Origin of the sequence: Chromatium okenii (assembly GCF_002958735.1) — a bacterium.
Classification (GTDB): domain Bacteria; phylum Pseudomonadota; class Gammaproteobacteria; order Chromatiales; family Chromatiaceae; genus Chromatium; species Chromatium okenii_A.
Genome location: NZ_PPGH01000026.1, coordinates 1 through 17,610, shown reverse-complemented (window position 1 = coordinate 17,610; position 17,610 = coordinate 1). Strand labels below are relative to the sequence as shown.

At 48.6% G+C, this 17,610-nt stretch carries 15 protein-coding genes, 1 tRNA gene and 5 pseudogenes; 18 read left to right on the top strand and 3 right to left on the bottom strand.

Going from position 1 to position 17,610, the window contains the following annotated elements; translation table 11 throughout:
- A pseudogene (gene soeA, locus CXB77_RS05285) lies at positions 1-1,112 on the bottom strand (sulfite dehydrogenase subunit SoeA); the annotation flags it as partial.
- 107 nt (positions 1,113-1,219) lie between these two features.
- Positions 1,220-2,061, bottom strand: a pseudogene (gene modD, locus CXB77_RS05280) (ModD protein).
- A 93-nt stretch (positions 2,062-2,154) separates the two neighbouring features.
- On the opposite strand from modD, the gene CXB77_RS05275 reads away from it, so the two are divergent.
- The 7 genes and pseudogenes from CXB77_RS05275 to CXB77_RS05250 all read left to right on the top strand — a co-directional run bounded on the left by CXB77_RS05275 (position 2,155) and on the right by CXB77_RS05250 (position 8,383).
- Positions 2,155-3,387: an EAL domain-containing protein gene (locus CXB77_RS05275; RefSeq protein ID WP_105073081.1), complete on the top strand. Its 1,233-nt coding sequence runs from the start codon at positions 2,155-2,157 to the stop codon at positions 3,385-3,387.
- Between the two features lie 80 nt (positions 3,388-3,467).
- Positions 3,468-6,218, top strand: a complete 2,751-nt coding sequence (locus CXB77_RS05270) for a PAS domain-containing protein (protein ID WP_105073080.1) — start codon at positions 3,468-3,470, stop codon at positions 6,216-6,218.
- Positions 6,218-6,766, top strand: a complete 549-nt coding sequence (locus tag CXB77_RS05265) for a PAS domain S-box protein (RefSeq protein ID WP_242445473.1) — start codon at positions 6,218-6,220, stop codon at positions 6,764-6,766. The genes CXB77_RS05270 and CXB77_RS05265 overlap by 1 nt, the downstream gene beginning before the upstream one ends.
- The gene (locus tag CXB77_RS19090; protein WP_172452541.1) at positions 6,759-6,914 is read left to right on the top strand and encodes a hypothetical protein; all 156 of its coding nucleotides are present in this window, start codon (positions 6,759-6,761) and stop codon (positions 6,912-6,914) included. Before CXB77_RS05265 ends, CXB77_RS19090 begins: the two co-directional genes overlap by 8 nt.
- Entirely contained in the window at positions 6,866-7,051 is a 186-nt protein-coding gene (locus CXB77_RS24470; protein ID WP_172452542.1) for a hypothetical protein, read from the top strand. Before CXB77_RS19090 ends, CXB77_RS24470 begins: the two co-directional genes overlap by 49 nt.
- Positions 6,994-7,116: pseudogene (locus CXB77_RS22905) on the top strand (PAS domain S-box protein); the annotation flags it as partial. The gene CXB77_RS24470 and the pseudogene CXB77_RS22905, both read left to right, overlap by 58 nt.
- Positions 7,117-7,558: 442 nt before the next feature.
- On the top strand, positions 7,559-8,383 hold the full coding sequence (locus CXB77_RS05250; protein WP_105073076.1) for a response regulator: 825 nt from the start codon (positions 7,559-7,561) through the stop codon (positions 8,381-8,383).
- Between the two features lie 94 nt (positions 8,384-8,477).
- On the opposite strand, the gene lptG is transcribed toward CXB77_RS05250, so the two are convergent.
- On the bottom strand, positions 8,478-9,542 hold the full coding sequence (lptG, locus tag CXB77_RS05245) for an LPS export ABC transporter permease LptG (RefSeq protein ID WP_105073075.1): 1,065 nt from the start codon (positions 9,540-9,542) through the stop codon (positions 8,478-8,480).
- 115 nt (positions 9,543-9,657) lie between these two features.
- Here lptG and CXB77_RS05240 point away from each other — a divergent pair, with 115 nt between their 5' ends.
- The 11 genes and pseudogenes from CXB77_RS05240 to CXB77_RS19085 form a co-directional block, all read left to right on the top strand.
- Positions 9,658-11,154, top strand: a complete 1,497-nt coding sequence (locus CXB77_RS05240; protein WP_105073083.1) for a leucyl aminopeptidase — start codon at positions 9,658-9,660, stop codon at positions 11,152-11,154.
- Positions 11,155-11,228: 74 nt separating this feature from the next.
- Positions 11,229-12,482: a TerD family protein gene (locus tag CXB77_RS05235; RefSeq protein ID WP_105073082.1), complete on the top strand. Its 1,254-nt coding sequence runs from the start codon at positions 11,229-11,231 to the stop codon at positions 12,480-12,482.
- A gap of 33 nt (positions 12,483-12,515) precedes the next feature.
- Positions 12,516-12,845 (top strand): hypothetical protein, encoded by a 330-nt coding sequence (locus CXB77_RS05230; protein ID WP_146108706.1) that lies wholly within the window; start codon positions 12,516-12,518, stop codon positions 12,843-12,845.
- Positions 12,839-13,183 (top strand): hypothetical protein, encoded by a 345-nt coding sequence (locus CXB77_RS05225; RefSeq protein ID WP_105073073.1) that lies wholly within the window; start codon positions 12,839-12,841, stop codon positions 13,181-13,183. Before CXB77_RS05230 ends, CXB77_RS05225 begins: the two co-directional genes overlap by 7 nt.
- Before the next feature lie 158 nt (positions 13,184-13,341).
- Positions 13,342-13,728, top strand: a complete 387-nt coding sequence (locus CXB77_RS05220; protein WP_105073072.1) for a hypothetical protein — start codon at positions 13,342-13,344, stop codon at positions 13,726-13,728.
- Between the two features lie 107 nt (positions 13,729-13,835).
- Positions 13,836-14,242, top strand: a pseudogene (locus tag CXB77_RS24465) (cell division protein ZipA C-terminal FtsZ-binding domain-containing protein).
- Positions 14,239-16,311: pseudogene (ligA, locus tag CXB77_RS05210) on the top strand (NAD-dependent DNA ligase LigA). The pseudogenes CXB77_RS24465 and ligA overlap by 4 nt, the downstream one beginning before the upstream one ends.
- On the top strand, positions 16,304-16,567 hold the full coding sequence (locus tag CXB77_RS05205) for a segregation and condensation protein A (protein ID WP_105073071.1): 264 nt from the start codon (positions 16,304-16,306) through the stop codon (positions 16,565-16,567). Before ligA ends, CXB77_RS05205 begins: the two are co-directional and overlap by 8 nt.
- A gap of 29 nt (positions 16,568-16,596) precedes the next feature.
- Positions 16,597-16,672 (top strand) — tRNA-Thr (locus CXB77_RS05200).
- A 285-nt stretch (positions 16,673-16,957) separates the two neighbouring features.
- The gene (locus tag CXB77_RS05195; protein WP_197711011.1) at positions 16,958-17,263 is read left to right on the top strand and encodes a hypothetical protein; all 306 of its coding nucleotides are present in this window, start codon (positions 16,958-16,960) and stop codon (positions 17,261-17,263) included.
- A 119-nt stretch (positions 17,264-17,382) separates the two neighbouring features.
- A partial coding sequence (locus CXB77_RS19085; protein WP_206781062.1) for a hypothetical protein occupies positions 17,383-17,610 on the top strand: 228 nt, incomplete at its 3' end.

Here is a 17,610-nt window from a genome sequence, read left to right as displayed (position 1 = left end):
TTTTGATCCCGTGCGGTGACGCCCATTTCATGCGCCAGCCGCCGAATCGTCTCAGCGGGAATGCCGTGATTGGCGCTGCCCATTCTGGTGTGTATTGTTCAACGCGCTCTTTCAATAATTGAAATGCGGGTTTTACTGGTGTGCCGTCATCAAGCGTATAGCTGCCATTAAACGGGGTTCCACGCCCGGCGTGTGAGTGCTAATGGCGATATTTAATTCTCGATCCCACCACAGTTTGTTTTGTGGATCAAAGCAGCCTTCTTCGATGTGCATTTCGGCGCGATAAAACAGCCCGTGATTATCGCGTTCTGGATCATCAATGACCAATTCGCGGAATTGGTGTATTGCACTAAAAACTCGCGGTCGTATAAACCCAGCTTGATAATTTCATTGGTAATCGCCAGCAGCAATGCGCCATCTGTGCCGGGTTTAATTGGTATCCATTCATCAGCAATTGCGGAATAGCCGGTGCGAATTGGATTGACGGAAATGAAGCGACCGCCGCGCCGTTTGAATGCAGCAATATCAATTTTAAGTGGATTGGAATGATGATCTTCGGCAGTGCCAATCATTACAAAGAGTTTGGCGCGTTCTAAATCGGGACCGCCGAATTCCCAGAATGAACCGCCGATGGTGTAAATCAATCCGGCAGCCATATTGACTGAGCAGAAACCGCCGTGCGCAGCGTAATTCGGTGTGCCGAATTGTTTGGCAAACATGCCAGTTAATGCTTGCATTTGATCGCGGCCAGTAAATAACGCGAACTTTTTTGGGTCTTCAGCGCGAAGTTTACTGAGTCGTTCAGTGAGCATTCCGAATGCTTCTTCCCATGAAATAACTTCAAATTCACTGCTGCCACGTTCTGCGCCAGCTTTACGCCGCAGCGGTTGCGTAATTCGCCCCGGTGAATACTGTTTCATAATTCCCGAACTGCCTTTGGCGCAAATGACGCCTTTATTCAATGGGTGATTCGGGTTGCCGTCGATATAGCGCACTTCGCCGTCGCGCAGGTGTACGCGAATCCCGCAGCGACAGGCGCACATATAACAAGTGGTTTCCTTGACCTCGACGCGGCCAATTTGACTGTCCGAGTGAGCAACTGGGTCTTGCATGGAATAACCACCTTTAATGAAATCTTGACGAAATAAGGGACGCATTCTAAGCATCAAACAACGGCAGTTTCAAACATACACCGTTTTTGAACGCCTGTTGCAGTGCATCAATTCGCCAATCCAAAGCGCACCTGCACATCACGCGGCGGCGCTAAATGCGGCGCAGTGGTAATCAGGAGATGCGCTCCAGCGCGGGCGTAATCTTCGGCGTTGTGAATGTGAATGCCACCAGCAGCAGCGAGTACGGCGTGAGAATCCATGCCGGCCAGCACCGCAGCAGCTTCGGCAACTGCTTGAACGGTAAACTTTTCTAATTGCAACACGTCAGCATCTGCCCATCGTACTGCTTCTTTCAAATTCACTACTTCGACAACGATGCGTTTTTCTGGCATTGCTGCCGTAGTCGCGCCAACGTTGTCGCCGCAGATTCCAAACCGAGAAATAGCCGATGCTCGGCGAAAATTAACAGCGTTTCAGACAGCCCGTTGCGGTGCATCACCGCGCCGCCAGCGCGAAAGGCTTTTGATGCAAGACGACGATTGCCGGGAACATTTTTGCGTGTTCCGGCGACCATCGCCATTGGATCACCACGACGCGCAGCTGCGACAATGCCCGCCGCACTGCTCGCCACGCCAGAGCACCATTCCACTAATGTTTGCGCAGTTTTCCAGCCACGATGCAACGCACCAGCACTGCCCTGTGCTTCCAACAACAGCGTTTCGGTCGGTGCGGAGGTACCCGAAGGAGCGTAAAGATGCGTCTGAGTACCGCACAATTGGAACATTCGCACTGCTTCCTCGGTGCCGCATACCACCATCGGATCGCGGGCGAAAAAGCGAATATGCCCCGAACAAGCGGCAATACCGAGCGAATCGGTCGTTAAATCGCCAAAAGGAACATCTTCGGCGAGCAGTTGATGCAGTTCATGGTCACTGAGAATAGAAGGCATTTGGTTCATAATTCAGTTGTTAGTTGTCAGTTAATTGTGGCAGTTATCAACGTCGATAGCATTTCAATCCAACCAGTGGAGTAAGAATTCTCTATGCACATTCTCTATCTTGATGATGATCCTCGAATGGAATCCACGTTGCGGCGTATTGTTAGACGACATGGTCATTCCTTTGAATTTTGCACCTCCATTCAAACCTGTAAAACAGCGGTATTGGTATTAACTCCCGATTTGTTACTGCTTGATCTCGGGCTGGGACAGGAAAGCGGACTAGATTTAATTGAATGGCTGGCGATAACTAAACAGCGCATTCCCGTCGCTTTTTTATCTGGCTATGGCGATGATCTTTTAGATACTGCGCAACGTATCGCCAAAGCACGCGGAATTGAAGTACGTGGTTTGGTATCTAAAGCACTATTAGCCAACGACTTGATGCCATTACTTAATCCACATCAACCATTACAACCACTGCATTCTCCATCAATCGCTCCAAATTATACTGCATTGTCACATTCGGAAGTACACAATCCACCATTCGATGCAGAATTATTGGCTGAACGGCTTAAAGCTGGAGCGTTGGAACCATTTTTTCAGCCCATTATTTCGTTGGTTGATGGTCGACCTTGCGGAGCAGAAGTGCTGGCACGACTGCGATTAGCGGACGGCTCGTTATTGGCAGCACGGGATTTTATTCCACTGGCAGAAACCGCCAACTTAATTGATCCTCTGACCCAAGATTTATTCGACAAAATTATCCTACTGCGTGAACGGTTACAACCATTAGACCTCAATTTTCTATCGGTAAATTTATCACATTTTACCATTGAAGAACCGCAAGCAATTGAACTATTGCAAACACTGGTGACGGGACTAGATGGCTGCTGTAGGGTGCAGGTTGAAATTACTGAAACTTGGGCGCGGAATGATCGCCAAGTATTACGCGATTTTGCGGCACGAGCACAATTGATGGGCGCATCGCTGGCCATTGATGATTTTGGCACTGGTTATGCGTCATTGCGCAATTTAGCAGAATTGCCATTTAATTTTCTGAAAATTGATTTGAGTTTTGTTTCAGAAATGTTTGATTCAATTAAAGCCATGACGGTATTGATGGCCGTGATCAGTTTTGGACAGCGCCTTGGTCTTAAACTCATTGCGGAAGGAGTCGAAACTGAAGCGCAACGTGATTTATTATTTCGTGCCGGATTAGATTTAGCGCAGGGTTATCTCTTTGGACGCCCGGGCAGTATTGAGCTACTTGAGGAATTGTGTTCACAATCACAGTTTTATCTTGATAATGGTGTTATTTTGCACAGTTTAAAATAACGCCATTGCGATCATGCTGGCGTATCATCAAATCACTAGATCGTTATATCACATTTCAATTTTTTAGGTGAAAAGCTGTTATGCCAATACCACAACTTTCCAACCATTTGTATCTTAAAAAGATTCTGTTCACTGTATTGCTGGCAGTGGCAGCAATCGCCGGTAATGTGCTGCATCTTTCACTCTTTTTTGGCGTTGATCTGTTATTCGGATCAATTGCTGCGTTATTGGCACTGGTTTGGTTGGGCAGAGCTTCCGGTATTTTAGTTGCCGCAGCAGGCGGAACCTATACTTTATTGCTATGGGATCATCCCTATGCGCTATTAATTTTTGTTGCAGAAGCTGCCGTTGTGGGCGGACAACGTGAATGGGCACGGCGACGCGGTCGCCCCTTGCCACCGCTGGCACTTGCCGATGCGTTGTATTGGTTATTTATTGGTATTCCGCTAGTCATTCTGTGTTATCGCGTTGGGCTGGAAATGAATTGGCCACAAACGTTATTGGTGGTATTCAAGCAATCACTCAACGGGATTTTCAATGCAGCAATCGTCAGTTTATTTATGTTATTCGTGGCGCTGATGCGACGACCACAGGGTGGAATGCACATCGCTGAATTGCATTTTTCCAGTCTGTTATTCGCTACGCTATTGCCGGGATTATTAATTGCTAGTTGGAATAGCCAGCGTTATGGTATTGAAATCGAAAACCGGCTCAGTGATCGGTTGCAATTATTCGCGCAATTAACGCTGCAAGAACTGGATAAACACGCTGCAGATGCACACCCAGAATTATTAGCAGCAGAAATTAAAAGGCTTCTACAAATTTATAACGCCAGCCTATTACAAAATGCAGATGTGCAAATGTACATCACCAGTGCCCAAATGCCGCCGCCATATCCAATTGATAGTGTGATGCGTTTACATCAAGCAGTACCAAAAGATAGATTTGATTCCCGAATGGAACGCTATCGTGAAGGACGTTATAACATTGCTGTACCATACCCAAAAACCGGTAGCGCATTGGTCATGTCAGTGAATGCGGCACCAATCATTGATCGCGTGCAAACCGAAGTACGACATACGCTGGCGCTGCTGATGGTATTAACATTATTGGCATTATTAATTGCGCAAATCGGCAGTCGTCATTTAGCACTATTACTGCAACGTTTAGTCACCAGTGCGCGGGCACTGCCAGTAGCAATCCGCGATCAAATTCCGTGGATTGCGCCACCTTCAAGTTTTTTTGTTGAAACAAATCAGTTAGCCGATACGCTCGCTGTTATCGGCAACGCCTTAACCATAAATTTTCGCTTACTCCATGTCGAACGCACCAACTTTCGCGCCTTTTTTGAGAGTATGGACGATTTAATTTTTGTGACCACATTGAATGGGAAAATTCTCGACATCAATCCAGCAGTGGAAAGTAAATTAGGTTATTCGGCAACAGAATTAGTTGGCAAATCCATCTCATTAATTCATCCCGCAGATGCTTTTGAAACCAGCAATAACACAGTGAGCGCAATGCGCAGCGGTTTAACCCATACTTGCAACCTGCCGCTGTTAATGAAAAACGGTGAACAATTGCCTTCAACAGCGCGAGTATGGCGTGGACATTGGAATGGTCAAGAATGCTTTTTTGGAATTAGTAAAGATCAAACTGCGGAATTGGCAGCGCGAGCTGCATTAAGTCGTGAGCGAGATTTATTTTCTGCAGGACCAGTGTTTACCATTACTTGGGATGTCGCAGAACACTGGCCAGTAATACAAGTCTCAAATAATGTGACTGATATTCTTGGCTATACGCCAGCAGAAATGTTAGATGCCGATTTCCGTTACGCTGATCTCATTCATCCTAACGATTTAAAAGCAGTGGTTGATGAAATCAATTGGTATATTAAATATCGCCGCGACACATTTGAGCAATCCTATCGCTTGCGTTTGTATTCTGGGGAATACCGCTGGTTTTACGATTTCACGCGCTTGATGCGCGATGCGAAAGGTCAGATTAATGAAATTCGCGGTTATCTTTTCGATCAAAGTCATTTGAAAGAAGCGCAGTTGGCGTTAATTCAAGAACGCCAGCGACTCGTCAATGTCATTAACGGCACACAGTTGGGTACTTGGGAATGGAACATTGCTACCGGCGAAGTAACAGTTAATACGTATTGGGCAAACATTTGTGGCTATACCATCGCCGAATTAGAACCGGTGTCCTATACCACTTGGCAGCAATTGGCACATCCACAAGAATTGGCGCGTTGTGAAGAACAACTGAAAATACATTTGGCTGATTCCGATCATCGCTATTCGTGTGAATTGCGAATGCGCCATAAAGATGGTTATTGGGTATGGGTACTTTCTGAAGGGAGCGTGGTCATCCGCGATGCGAATAATCAACCACAAATTATGGCGGGTACGCATACTAACATTAATGAACGCAAACATGCGGAAATCCAACTGCATCGCCGCGAATTGCTTGATCATTTATTAGTGGAGCTGGCTGGTGAACTGGTTAATTTAACGCCAACACTTGGTATTGATACGGTTATTGAACGCGCATTAGGGCGGCTGGGGCATCATCTTGATCGTACCTTTTTTTGCAAAATTGATCATGTTACCAATACCGTTAGCAAAACCCACGAATGGACGGCAGAAGGTGTTATTCCGCTACGCGACCAATGTCAGTGTATTGCAATTGATCGCTTTACTACATTTAGTAAATCGCTGCGTCGTAATGAAGCAGTGATAATTCCACAAGTTGCTGACCTGAATAGAAATTGGCAGGAAGAATGCGTATTATTCGTTGCTCAGAATACGCATCATTGTTGCTGATGCCGGTCATGGATGGCGGTCGTTTAATCGGCTTTTTAGGATTAGATGCAGTCAAATTGCCGCATCAGTTTACGAACAATAAAGTTGAATTTATGCGGGTATATGCCAATTTGCTGGCCAGCACTTTTCAACGTGAAGGCACTTATGAATCGTTGCGTGATAGCGTGGTGCGTTATGACTTACTTGCGCAGCAAACGCGCTCAATTGCATGGGAAGTCAATGCTGAAGGTCAATTCACTTATATCAGTCCTTTAGTGGAATCTATTTTGGGTTATCGCCCAGATGAATTGATTGGTAAACAGCATTTTTATGATCTCACTCCAGAAGCGGAACGCGAGGCATTTAAAGCACAAGCATTTGAAGTATTTGCGCGTCAGGGTCTGTTTCAAGATTTGGTTAATGTGGCACAACACCGCAATGGGCAACGGGTTTGGCTGCTCACGCACGGTCAACCGTTTTTTGATGCGAATGGCACATTGCTCGGTTATCGCGGCGCAGATCAAGACGTTACTGCTCGGCAAGAAGCCTTATCGCGGCTGCGTGAGTGAGCAGCGGTTTCGGATTGTGTTTGACCATGCGCCGCTGGGCATTGCCATTCCTGATGCCAAACGCGTTTTATTTACATCAATCACGCTTACGCCAAACTGTTGGGGCGTGAGCGTGAGGCGCTGCTGGGACAATGTATTGACGGCTTGATTCATCCTGATGATCGTCCTGAAATTGCAACACTTTTTGCGGAATTAGCCTCAGGAAAACGCACCAACTATCAGTTAATCGGCGCTATCTGCGTCCAAATGGCGAAGTGGTGTGGGGAGATGTGCGGGTCACGTTGATTCCGGGTTTGGATGGCGACATAGCGCTGCCGGTAACGATGGTGGAAGACATCACCGAACGTCTTGCGGCGCAGGAACATAATCAACGGTTGCAACGCGATCTCGACGCTGCCCGCGAACGCGCCACGATTGGACATCTTGCCAGCGGAATTTCCCATGATTTCAATAATTTGCTGGGCGTAATCGACGCAAATCTGCTTTATCTCAGCGAGGGCATCAACAGAACTGCTGATCCAGAAATTGCTGAAGTGCTGGAGGAAACGCAAAGCGCACTTGGTCACGCCAAAGTCATCACCGCCGGAATGCTGTCACTGAGTCGCGCTGGGGGCATTCAATGCGAACGGGTGGAATTGCGCGTTGTATTTGATGAATTAATTGGGATTTTGCGCCACCTGTTACCGCGCATTATTGATGCGCAATTCGATGTTGCTGCCGAGCTTACGCTTTCAGTAACGCTGCGTTTTTACAGCTGCGTTGCTCAATCTGGTGCTCAACGCCCGCGACGCGATGCCCGACGGCGGTCAACTCAAATTAACCGCCAGCGCCCAACCGACTGCGCCGGAATCGCCACCGCGTTTAGGTATTGCGCCGATTGGCGCTCACGTTGCCATTTGCATCAGCGACACCGGTCACGGAATGCGCCCGGAGACGCTGGAACGGATTTTTGAACCGCTGTTTTCGACCAAAGCCAAGCAACGCGGTCACGGGCTGGGACTATTTATGGTGCAGGAATTTGTCATTCGCAGCGGCGCAGCATTGACAGTGGATTCGCGGCTGGGTGAAGGCACGGAATTTCGTCTGCTGCTGCCCGGCGCAACAGAATTGCCGGATGACGCAGAGGATTTAAACGCGATGCTGTCGATGTCAATAAACAAGGTGCAACGAGTGCTATTGGTCGATGACGATCCACGAATACGCGAAGCCATTGGACGGTTATTGACTGCGCAGGGCTGGCGGTTTTGCACGGCGGAACATGGCGCAGATGCACTGCGACTTCTCAGCGCAGATAGCAATTTTGATTTCGTATTATCAGACATCGCCATGCCCATTATGGATGGCTTTAGTTTGTTTGAAAAAATGGCGAAAGAGCATCCGCAATTGCCGGTAATTTTAATGAGCGGTCAGGATTTACAACCAGACTGTCATATCGACTGCAAACACCATCACGCGCATTGTCCATCAGTATTGCGTAAACCATTGGACATGCAGCAATTACTGCATACCGTTGAATTGGTCTGTGCGGATGCACTGCCACGTTGTCAGCCGCATTGCGTTTTCAAATCAGAAACCGTAAGTTGGGTTGATGCAATCAACCCAATTTTAACGCATTAAAAAACATCTCTTTTGCGCAGATGCTGTCATTCAATCATTGCGATGTTGATCTGAATTGTTGGGTTGCCAACAGCGGCAACCCAACCTACGACTATTATCCCAACCGACGCAGTAATAATAATGCGCTAGAAATAAATAACAGTGGCGGAATAATCGCTGCAAGAACGGGATTCATTCCAAACAGCAGAGCTAAATAAGCAAAGGTACGGCTAATCAAATAATAGAGAATGCCGATTAAAATGCCGACAAATAACCGCCAACCCATGCCGCTGCTGCGCGATGAACCAAGTAATAACGGTGTTGCCAGTAAAATCATGGATAACATCAAAAACGGATAAACCACTTTAGCCCAAAACACTACTTCATAAGCGCCAGCATCCTGTTTATTAATTGCCATAAACCGAATATAACGGTATAAACTCCACGCTGGCAGTAAATGCGGATTTGCAATTACGATTTTAAGTAATCCCGGATCAAGCAACGAATCCCAACCCGTTTGTGCAATGCGCTCTACTTGCACACCGCCGTCACTAATTCGACTGCGGACAATGTCTTCTAATATCCAATGTGCATTCCGATAACGTGCTGCGCTGGCGTGAGTTTCAATCAACGTTTCTGTCGCTGCATCGAATTGATAAATGAAAATATCGCGTAAATCAGCGCCTGATTGAATTTCGCGGATGTTGACATAAGCACCTTCATCAATCGCCCAAAAACCATCGAGCGTTTGCTGCGCAATTTCTCCCGATAAGGCTTGGCGCCGCAATTGCACTCCGCGTTGTTCTGTCATTGGCGCAATGACTTCGCCGAGCACCAGCGCCAGCACGACTAATAACACGCCGCCGCGCAATCCGGCGAATACGATTTGCCACACTGATAATCCCGCAGCACGCATGGCGACCAATTCAGAGCGATTGGCTAATGCACCCAATCCAATTAACGCGCCAATTAATGTGGCAATTGGAAAAATCTGATAGGCGTAACGCGGTAAACTCAGCACCATAAAGAGCAGCGCATCCGTTAATTGGTAATTGGCAGTGCCAATGTTGTCTAAATCATCAGCAAGAATCACCACGCCTAATAGCGGCAGCAAAATGCCGAGCGTCAGTAAGGTGCCGCCAATCACTGCCCACGCGAGATAACGATCAATCAGGCGCATGTGTATTCAGGTCTGTTATTTGCCAAAGTGTTCAATCATCCTATCACTATCACGCCAACCGGCTGATGTTCCAACTTTGTGTGTGATTTCAACGTTTATTTGAGGAATGCTGACCATGAAAATGACTTTACGCACCGGCGCACTGGCAACCCAGACCACGCCTTGCCTTGTTCTCAGTGTTTTTGCGCAGGAGCCATTGAGCGGCGCAGCGGCAGATATTGATCGCGCCAGCAATGGGCGATTGAAGGCGTTGTGGGAAAAGGGCGATCTGAGCGGTGAAACGGGGCGCACGCTGCTGTTGTATGACGTGCCCGGCGTGACTGCCGAGCGGATATTGTTGATGGATTTCGGTAAATCATCAGCGTTGACGCGGGCGAATTACCGCAAAACGCTCGCCGCTGCGATCAACGCGATTCAGCAAATGCACGCGGGTGAAGCAGTGCTGGCGCTGCCTGCGATCTTGCCGGACGGCATGGATGCGTATCTGGCGCAGCGCGAGGCGGTGATGATCGCTGAAGAGCGGATTTATCGTTATACGCACACGAAAAACGATAAACATGCGCCGAAAATGCCGCTGACGGCGCTGGCGCTGTGGCTGGCAGAAGATGCCGATCCAGCCGTTGCCGAACGCGCCATTGCACACGGTGCGGCAATCGCGGGCGGAATGCGACTGGCGAAAGAATTGGGCAATTTGCCGGGCAACATTTGCACTCCGAGCTATTTGGCGGCGCAGGCAGTGGCGTTGGAAGAACGTTGTCAGGCATTGACGGTGGAAGTGCTGGAAGCAGAGGCGATGGCGGCGCTGGGCATGAATGCGTTGTTATCAGTCGCTCGCGGCAGTCGCCAGCCGCCCAAGTTGATCGTGATGACCTACGAAGGCGGCGCACCTGATGAGCAACCGATTGTTTTGGTTGGTAAAGGTTTGACTTTCGACGCAGGCGGAATTTCGCTCAAACCTGCAACCGAGATGGACGAGATGAAATACGACATGTGCGGCGGCGCGAGTGTGCTGGGCGTGATGGAGGCTGCCTGTGCGTTGAATTTGCCGCTCAATCTCGTGGGCGTTGTGCCGAGCAGCGAAAATCTGCCGGACGGCGACGCCAACAAACCCGGCGACATCGTGACCAGCATGTCCGGTCAAACCATTGAAATTCTGAATACTGACGCGGAAGGACGGCTGATTCTGTGCGACGCGCTGACTTACTGCAAACGCTTTGATCCCGCGTTAGTCATTGATATAGCAACCTTAACTGGCGCCTGCGTGATTGCGCTCGGCAAACATGCAACGGGATTATTTAGCAGCGACGAGGCGCTGGCTGCCGAATTATTGACCGCTGGCGATCGCGCTGGCGATCGGGCGTGGCGCTTGCCGTTGTGGGACGATTATCAACAGCAATTGGATACCAACTTTGCGGATATGGCGAATGTCGGTGGGCGCGAAGGTGGAGCGATTACAGCGGCTTGTTTTCTATCTCGTTTTACCAAGGAATATCGCTGGGCGCATTTAGATATTGCAGGCGTGGCGTGGCTCAGTGGTAAAGAAAAAGGCGGCACTGGTCGTCCAGTGGCATTATTAACGCAATTTCTATTAGAGCGCAGCGGTTTAATATAGGTTGTTAGCAATACGGAGTTGTTCATTGTGACAACTCCGATTGATAGTCAATCAATTCAAATGAGTTAATGCAAATGAGTATTGAATTACAGCAGGGCGCGAATACAGCAATTTTAGAACGTAATTTAATGATTTCTATCGGTTGGAATAAAGAATCAGCGATAGAAGCAGATGTTAGTGCATTTCTTATCAATTCATCGGGAACTGTACGCGACGATCAAGATTTTATTTTTTATAATCAAACGCAAACGGTTTGCGGCGGATTAGTGCTTGATCCTGAATATCACCGTGAACGTCGACTTTTTCGCGCTTTTTTAGATCGCATTCCTGATACTGTAAACAAACTTGTTTTCATCATCACCGTTGCGATTGATAGTGACATTGCGTTGCAGCCGCACTGCGGACAATTAGGAATGGTTTATATTGATATTTCCGATCAATCTAATCAACAACTGTTGCGGTTTAATTTACAACCAAGTGGAGAAGAACGTGCGCTCATGCTTGGTGAATTATATCGACACCAAGGCACATGGAAGTTTCGTGCTGTTGGTCAAGGTTACAATGGTGGACTTGACATATTAGCTGCATCGTTTGGCGTTAGTATTCAAAATCCTGTTGCCAACAGTCATATTGACCACGCTATTGCAGCATCTAGCACTTTACCGTCCAAGCAAGTTTGGACTGAAAAAGCCACTAAACTACAACGAGCGTTACGCCAATTTTTACCGCAAATTAAAGCGGCTGTGGCAAATGGTGCGAATGAAAGCAATACGCGGATGATTCTGGATCGTATTCTATTAGATGTCTTTGGTTATTCGATGGAAGAAGTCAAAGCCGAGCAGAAAATTCAAGGTCGAAAAGCAGATTATGTGCTTGCTATAGATGAAGAAGATGTGATTGTAGGTGAAAGCAAACGTGCAGGTTTGAAGTTAAGTGAAAAGCATGTTTTTCAAGCAACTTCTTACGGCGCTTATTCTGGAATTCGCTGGGCATTACTCACCAATCTATCAACGTGGCAGATTTATCATATTTCGATGCAGAATATCGTTGATGCAAATCTTGTATTTTCAGTTAATTTATTGCCAGAAATTAGTTTAGAAGACTGCGAAAAATTGATTTTAATTTCCCGCTTTGGCATGACGCAAAAAGGCGCTTTGGAAAAATGCTGGCGCGAAGTGAGTGCATTAACAAGAGAGAATTTGATTCAAGCAATTTTGACCGAAGATGTTGTTAAAGCGATTCGCATTGCCATTCGGCGAGATACGGGTTGCAATTTCGATAATGACCTTATTCAACAGACTTTACTGGATGTGCTTATTCATCCGTGACTGGAGGAAAGATTGGCATGATTGGAACAGCAGATGAATAATGTTATCGCTAAGTTTAATTGCGCATTGCGGATGATTATCGGCATTGCTCCGCTACTGTTAACTGCCTGCGCAACCAATGGCGTTAATTCGATTTGGTTAAAACCGGAAGGTGTGCCAGCGCCTTATCAGCATTTAATTGTGTTGGGAATTGCAAATCACCCCAAAATCCAACGGGCTTATGAAGATGCGTTTGTTCAAGCATTCAAAGCACAAGGATTAACAGCGCGTTCCAGTGAAGCATTGGTTCCTGCACTTAATCCCAAACGCAGTAAAACTATTCAATCTAGTTTAATTCGCGCTGGGCGGATGCAGTATTGGTGACACATTTGGTTGCTGAACCAACGAAAAGCGCAGAACCATTACCTGTGCGAGTAAATACAGTACCAGAAGTTTATCGCCAGCTTGTGCCCTATTATCAAGATGTTTATTTCAAAGTGATGCGCACTGGTTATTACAGCGGTTATCAAGAGTTGCGCTTGGAAAGTAATTGTTATGACACGAAAACTGGCGCACTGCTTTGGTCTGGACGCTCGCAACCGCTTGATCCTAATTCCGAACAAACGATTGGGCAGGTGGTGGCGCAAGTTGTGATGCAATTGCGCGATGATCGACTGCTGGCACTGCCGCGTGCTGATCGGCAGACGCAGACATATGATTGACGATCTGCATTGATATAATTCGGAAGTTGTCACTTGTCAGTTGGTAACGGAAACACGATGGTCACTAACAACTGAAAACTGACAACTTTTTTCAACCGCATAACTCTTATACTTGTTCAAACTTCCGATAAACTTATCAACGGTCATCTCAATATCGAATGGACGCCAACACGATTCGTATCATCTTGATCGTCATCGGCGCAGTGCTCATCTCACTGCTCTATTGGTGGGAACGTCAACGCAGCAAGGATAAGGATGCTGACGATGACGACGAGCACTGGGAAGATAACGACCGCCGGGAAGACGGCGATGAGCGCAGTGATGATGTCGCAAATCCGATGCGCCCTACGGTGTACGCGCCAGCAAAACGCAACCCACATCCGACAAACCAGATGCTGATGATCGTGCTGCATCGTCTGCTCGCGTTCAGTCGCCTAAAGCGGAATCTGATCAGCGCAGTCAATCTAATCAACGGTCTGCGCCAGCTAAACCCGCTGCTAAACCCGCTGCGCCGCCAAAACCTGCTGCAACAAAACAGTTGCTAAACCACCTGAACCGAAACCGGCGGAGGTCAAAGCGTCGCGTCATCAGCTCCGGCAGTGGTGGAAACGAAAAACCGGCGCTCGAACCGCTGTTGATTCAGGTCAGCGTCATGAGCGGACGCGGTCACACTTTTCGCGGCGCTTCGGTGTTGGATGTGGCGGAATCGTGCGGATTGCATCCGGGCAAAATGGACATTTTTCATTGCCTTGACGAATTCGAGGATGAAACGCGGGTTTATTTCAGCATGGCAATTTAGTCAAGCCGGGCACTTTTCCTTTTGATGCGATGGATGAATTCACCACGCCCGGTTTGGTGCTATTTGCGCAATTGTGCGGCAGACCTGAAGACATGACGATTCTCGATGAAATGATTGCCACTGCGCGTAAATTAGCGATTTCATTGCGCGGCGACGTTCTTGATGATATGCGCTGTTCGCTGACAGTGAAAAAGCAGGATGAAATGCGTAAAGCAGTCATTGCCAATCAACTACGGTGGGCAAAGGAAACGCAATCGTGAATAAACCTGAAGATTTAATTGAAATTATCGCTGCGCTCACTGCCGAAATTCGTGAGCATAACCATCGTTATTATGTCGTAAATGAACCAATCATTAGCGATGCAGCATACGATGATCTAATGCGTCAATTGCGCGATTTAGAAGCTGCGCATCCTGAATTGATTACTGCCGATTCACCAACGCAGCGTGTCGGCGCAACACCCAGCGCAGAATTTCTCGCTGTCACTCATCAAGTGCCAATGATTTCATTGGATAACGCCATGAATGACGACGAATTGCTGGCGTTCATGCGTAAATTAACGGACGCATTGGCAGAGAATGAACCGTTATTATTTATTGCCGAACCGAAATTGGATGGACTGGCGGTGAGTATTCGTTATGAACGCGGCGTTTTAGTGCAGGCAGCGACTCGCGGCGACGGCAGCACCGGCGAGGATGTGACGCATAACGTCCGCACCATTTCCAGCGTGCCGCTGCGGTTGCGCGGTGACGATTGCCCGGAGATTTTGGAAGTGCGCGGCGAGGTGTACATGACGCGCAGCGGGTTTGCGCAGATCAACGCGCAATTGGCGGATCGTGGACAAAAATGCTTTGCCAATCCACGCAATGCGGCTGCCGGTTCGTTGCGCCAGCTCGATCCGCAACTCACCGCAAAACGTCCGCTGGCGTTTTGTTGTTACGGCTGGGGCGCAGTGTCGATTGCGCCGGATAACAGTCAATTCAACATGTTGCAGCGTATTCGTGACTGGGGAGTGCCGATTTCACCGGAGTTGCAGCAGGTCGCCGGCATTGATGGCTGTCGGGCGTATTTCGACGCTCGGCGAGCGCCGCGAGGCGTTGGATTACGACATTGACGGCGTGGTGTTTAAGGTCGATGCGCTTGCCACGCAAACCGCGCTCGGCGCAACCAGTCATCATCCGCGCTGGGCGATTGCCGCAAATTTCCGGCGCAGGAAGCACTGACCACCGTCGAAGCGATTGATTTTCAAGTCGGTCGCACCGGCGCAGTGACGCCGGTTGCTCGGTTAAAACCGGTCGCAGTCGGCGTGTCATCGTCGCCAATGCCACGCTGCACAATCTCGACGAGGTGCATCGTAAAGATGTGCGCGTCGGCGATACCGTCAGTGTGCGCCGTGCTGGTGACGTGATTCCCGAAGTGGTTGGCGTGGTGCTGGAGCTGCGCCCGGCGGAGGCGCAACCGCTGGAGTTGCCAAGTCAATGTCCGGTGTGCGGCTCGGAAGTAGTACGCACTGAAGGCGTGGTGGTGGCGCGATGCAGCGGCGGGCTGTATTGCCCGGCGCAGCGCAAAGAGGCGTTGAAACATTTTGCATCGCGGCGGGCGTTCGACATCGTGGGGCTGGGCGACAAGCTGATTGAGCAACTGGTGGATGTGGACTGGGTGCGCGAGCCAGCCGATCTGTTTCAGTTGACGCATGACCAGTTGGCGCGACTGGAACGGATGGGAATGCAGTCAGCGACTAAATTGTTGTTGGCGATTGAAAAAGCCAAGGCGACGACCGTTGGCGCGATTTATTTTTGCGCTCGGAATCCGCGAAGTTGGCGAAACCACAGCGGCAGCATTAGCCACCAGTTTTGGTGGGCTGGCGCAGTTGATGACCGCAAATGCTGCGGAAGTGATGGAGCGGGTTGACGGCGTGGGACCGGTGGTTGCCGAGCAGTTGGTGCAGTTTTTTGCGCAGCCGCACAACCGCGAGGCGATTGCGCATTTGCAGGCAGCGGGTGTGCACTGGACGGAAACTGAGCCGTTGCCGCTGGTCGCTGCAACAGTCGATACGCGCCCACTGGCCGGAAAAACGGTGGTGATTACCGGCACGCTCAGTCGTTCCCGCGATGAAATTAAGGCGCAATTGCTGGCGCTGGGCGCGAAGGTGACAGGCAGCGTGTCGCGCAAAACTGATTATTTGCTGGCGGGTGAAGCGCCCGGCTCGAAATGGGATAAAGCGCAGGAATTGGGTGTGCAGATTCTGACTGAAGCGGAGTTAAATGTGCTGCAACCTGATGAACAACTTGGATTTTCTTTAACAGGTAACGGAATCAACGATGAGTGAATTAACGCCAGAACAAGAAATTTTGCTGCTGATGCGTCACACGCTCACGGCGATCATCCGCGATGTAACGCCGCAGCCGGGAATGCGGCATCCGCTTTCAAATGCGACGGTGGAGCAGGTAAAACATTGTTTAGCAGCGATTGCTGCGCGTGAGCAGACGCTGGCGACTGGTGGCAGCACGGAACGTCCGTATTTCGTTGATGAACCGCAGCCGGTGTCGATTCCGGTGAGTGCGATCAAAAAGCATAGCGATTAACGCACAAGATAGTTAAACTGCGCCCCAACGCTGACGTAGCTCAGTTGGCAGAGCAGCTGATTTGTAATCAGCAGGTCGTCGGTTCAAATCCGACCGTCAGCTCCACATCATTAACGGCTTGTATCCAATTCTGGTACAAGCCGTTTTTTTATGCGTTTGATTTGGCTGGCAGCGTTGCCAATCTTTTGCAACTGCGTTATTCCTGAGCTGGATTAAAAATTTCGATATGAACATTTTTGTTTTAGATGAAGATATAGAACAATGCGCACAGTATCATTGCGATCAGCACGTCGTAAAAATGATACTTGAAAGCGTACAGATGTTATGTACTGCACTCAATAAAAAAGGATTTAGCACACCCTATAAATCCACGCACATTCAAATCCATGCGTGCTTTGGGTAGAACATTCATTTGAGAATTTTTTATGGCTAAAAAATCTGGCGCTCGCATTAAATACTGAATACCGTTTTAGATTTGAGAAAGAGGTTGATCATCGTTCAATCGGGGTGCTAAATGCAATTGCAAATTATCGCTACGCAAGTCAAGGATTAACTGCATTTGCTCAAGCAATGCCAGATCAATACAAGATTCAAGGCGACGCAGTCGCTGCGTATAGGCAGTTTTATATCGGTGAAAAAATGAGATTTGCAAAATGGTCTAAAAGAAATGTTCCCGAATGGATTCAGCAATCGTAGCAAACCATGAAAAAATGATTTTGCTGGTGCGATGACAGTGCAATCCAATTAATGTGATATTGGCGTAAATTGTTGGGTTGCCAACAGCGGCAACCCAACCTACGACCGAGGATTTAGCGATGGACGACAGTATTCATCCATTAATACCGGGAACTCGTGTACATGAGTTTGTGATTCGGAATGTGCTCGGACGAGGCGGCGCAGGGATTGTCTATGCTGCCGACCACGAAATCCTCCGCGAAACCTTTGCCATCAAGGAGTTCCTGCCAAATCATCTGGCGCACGCGTCGTTGGAAACCGCGTTGCTGCGTTGCCCGGCAAGGCGGATGTTTACGACAAATTGCGGA

Bases quoted from the DNA above. Each gene is read 5' to 3' on its own strand.
- CXB77_RS05275 (WP_105073081.1), top strand. From the start codon at position 2,155: ATGCACATTCTCTATCTTGATGATGATCCTCGAATGGAATCCACGTTG.
- CXB77_RS05270 (WP_105073080.1), top strand. From the start codon at position 3,468: ATGCCAATACCACAACTTTCCAACCATTTGTATCTTAAAAAGATTCTG.
- CXB77_RS05265 (WP_242445473.1), top strand. From the start codon at position 6,218: ATGCCGGTCATGGATGGCGGTCGTTTAATCGGCTTTTTAGGATTAGAT.
- CXB77_RS05250 (WP_105073076.1), top strand. From the start codon at position 7,559: ATGCCCGACGGCGGTCAACTCAAATTAACCGCCAGCGCCCAACCGACT.
- lptG (WP_105073075.1), bottom strand. From the start codon at position 9,542: ATGCGCCTGATTGATCGTTATCTCGCGTGGGCAGTGATTGGCGGCACC.
- CXB77_RS05240 (WP_105073083.1), top strand. From the start codon at position 9,658: ATGAAAATGACTTTACGCACCGGCGCACTGGCAACCCAGACCACGCCT.
- CXB77_RS05235 (WP_105073082.1), top strand. From the start codon at position 11,229: ATGAGTATTGAATTACAGCAGGGCGCGAATACAGCAATTTTAGAACGT.
- CXB77_RS05230 (WP_146108706.1), top strand. From the start codon at position 12,516: ATGAATAATGTTATCGCTAAGTTTAATTGCGCATTGCGGATGATTATC.
- CXB77_RS05220 (WP_105073072.1), top strand. From the start codon at position 13,342: ATGGACGCCAACACGATTCGTATCATCTTGATCGTCATCGGCGCAGTG.
- CXB77_RS05205 (WP_105073071.1), top strand. From the start codon at position 16,304: ATGAGTGAATTAACGCCAGAACAAGAAATTTTGCTGCTGATGCGTCAC.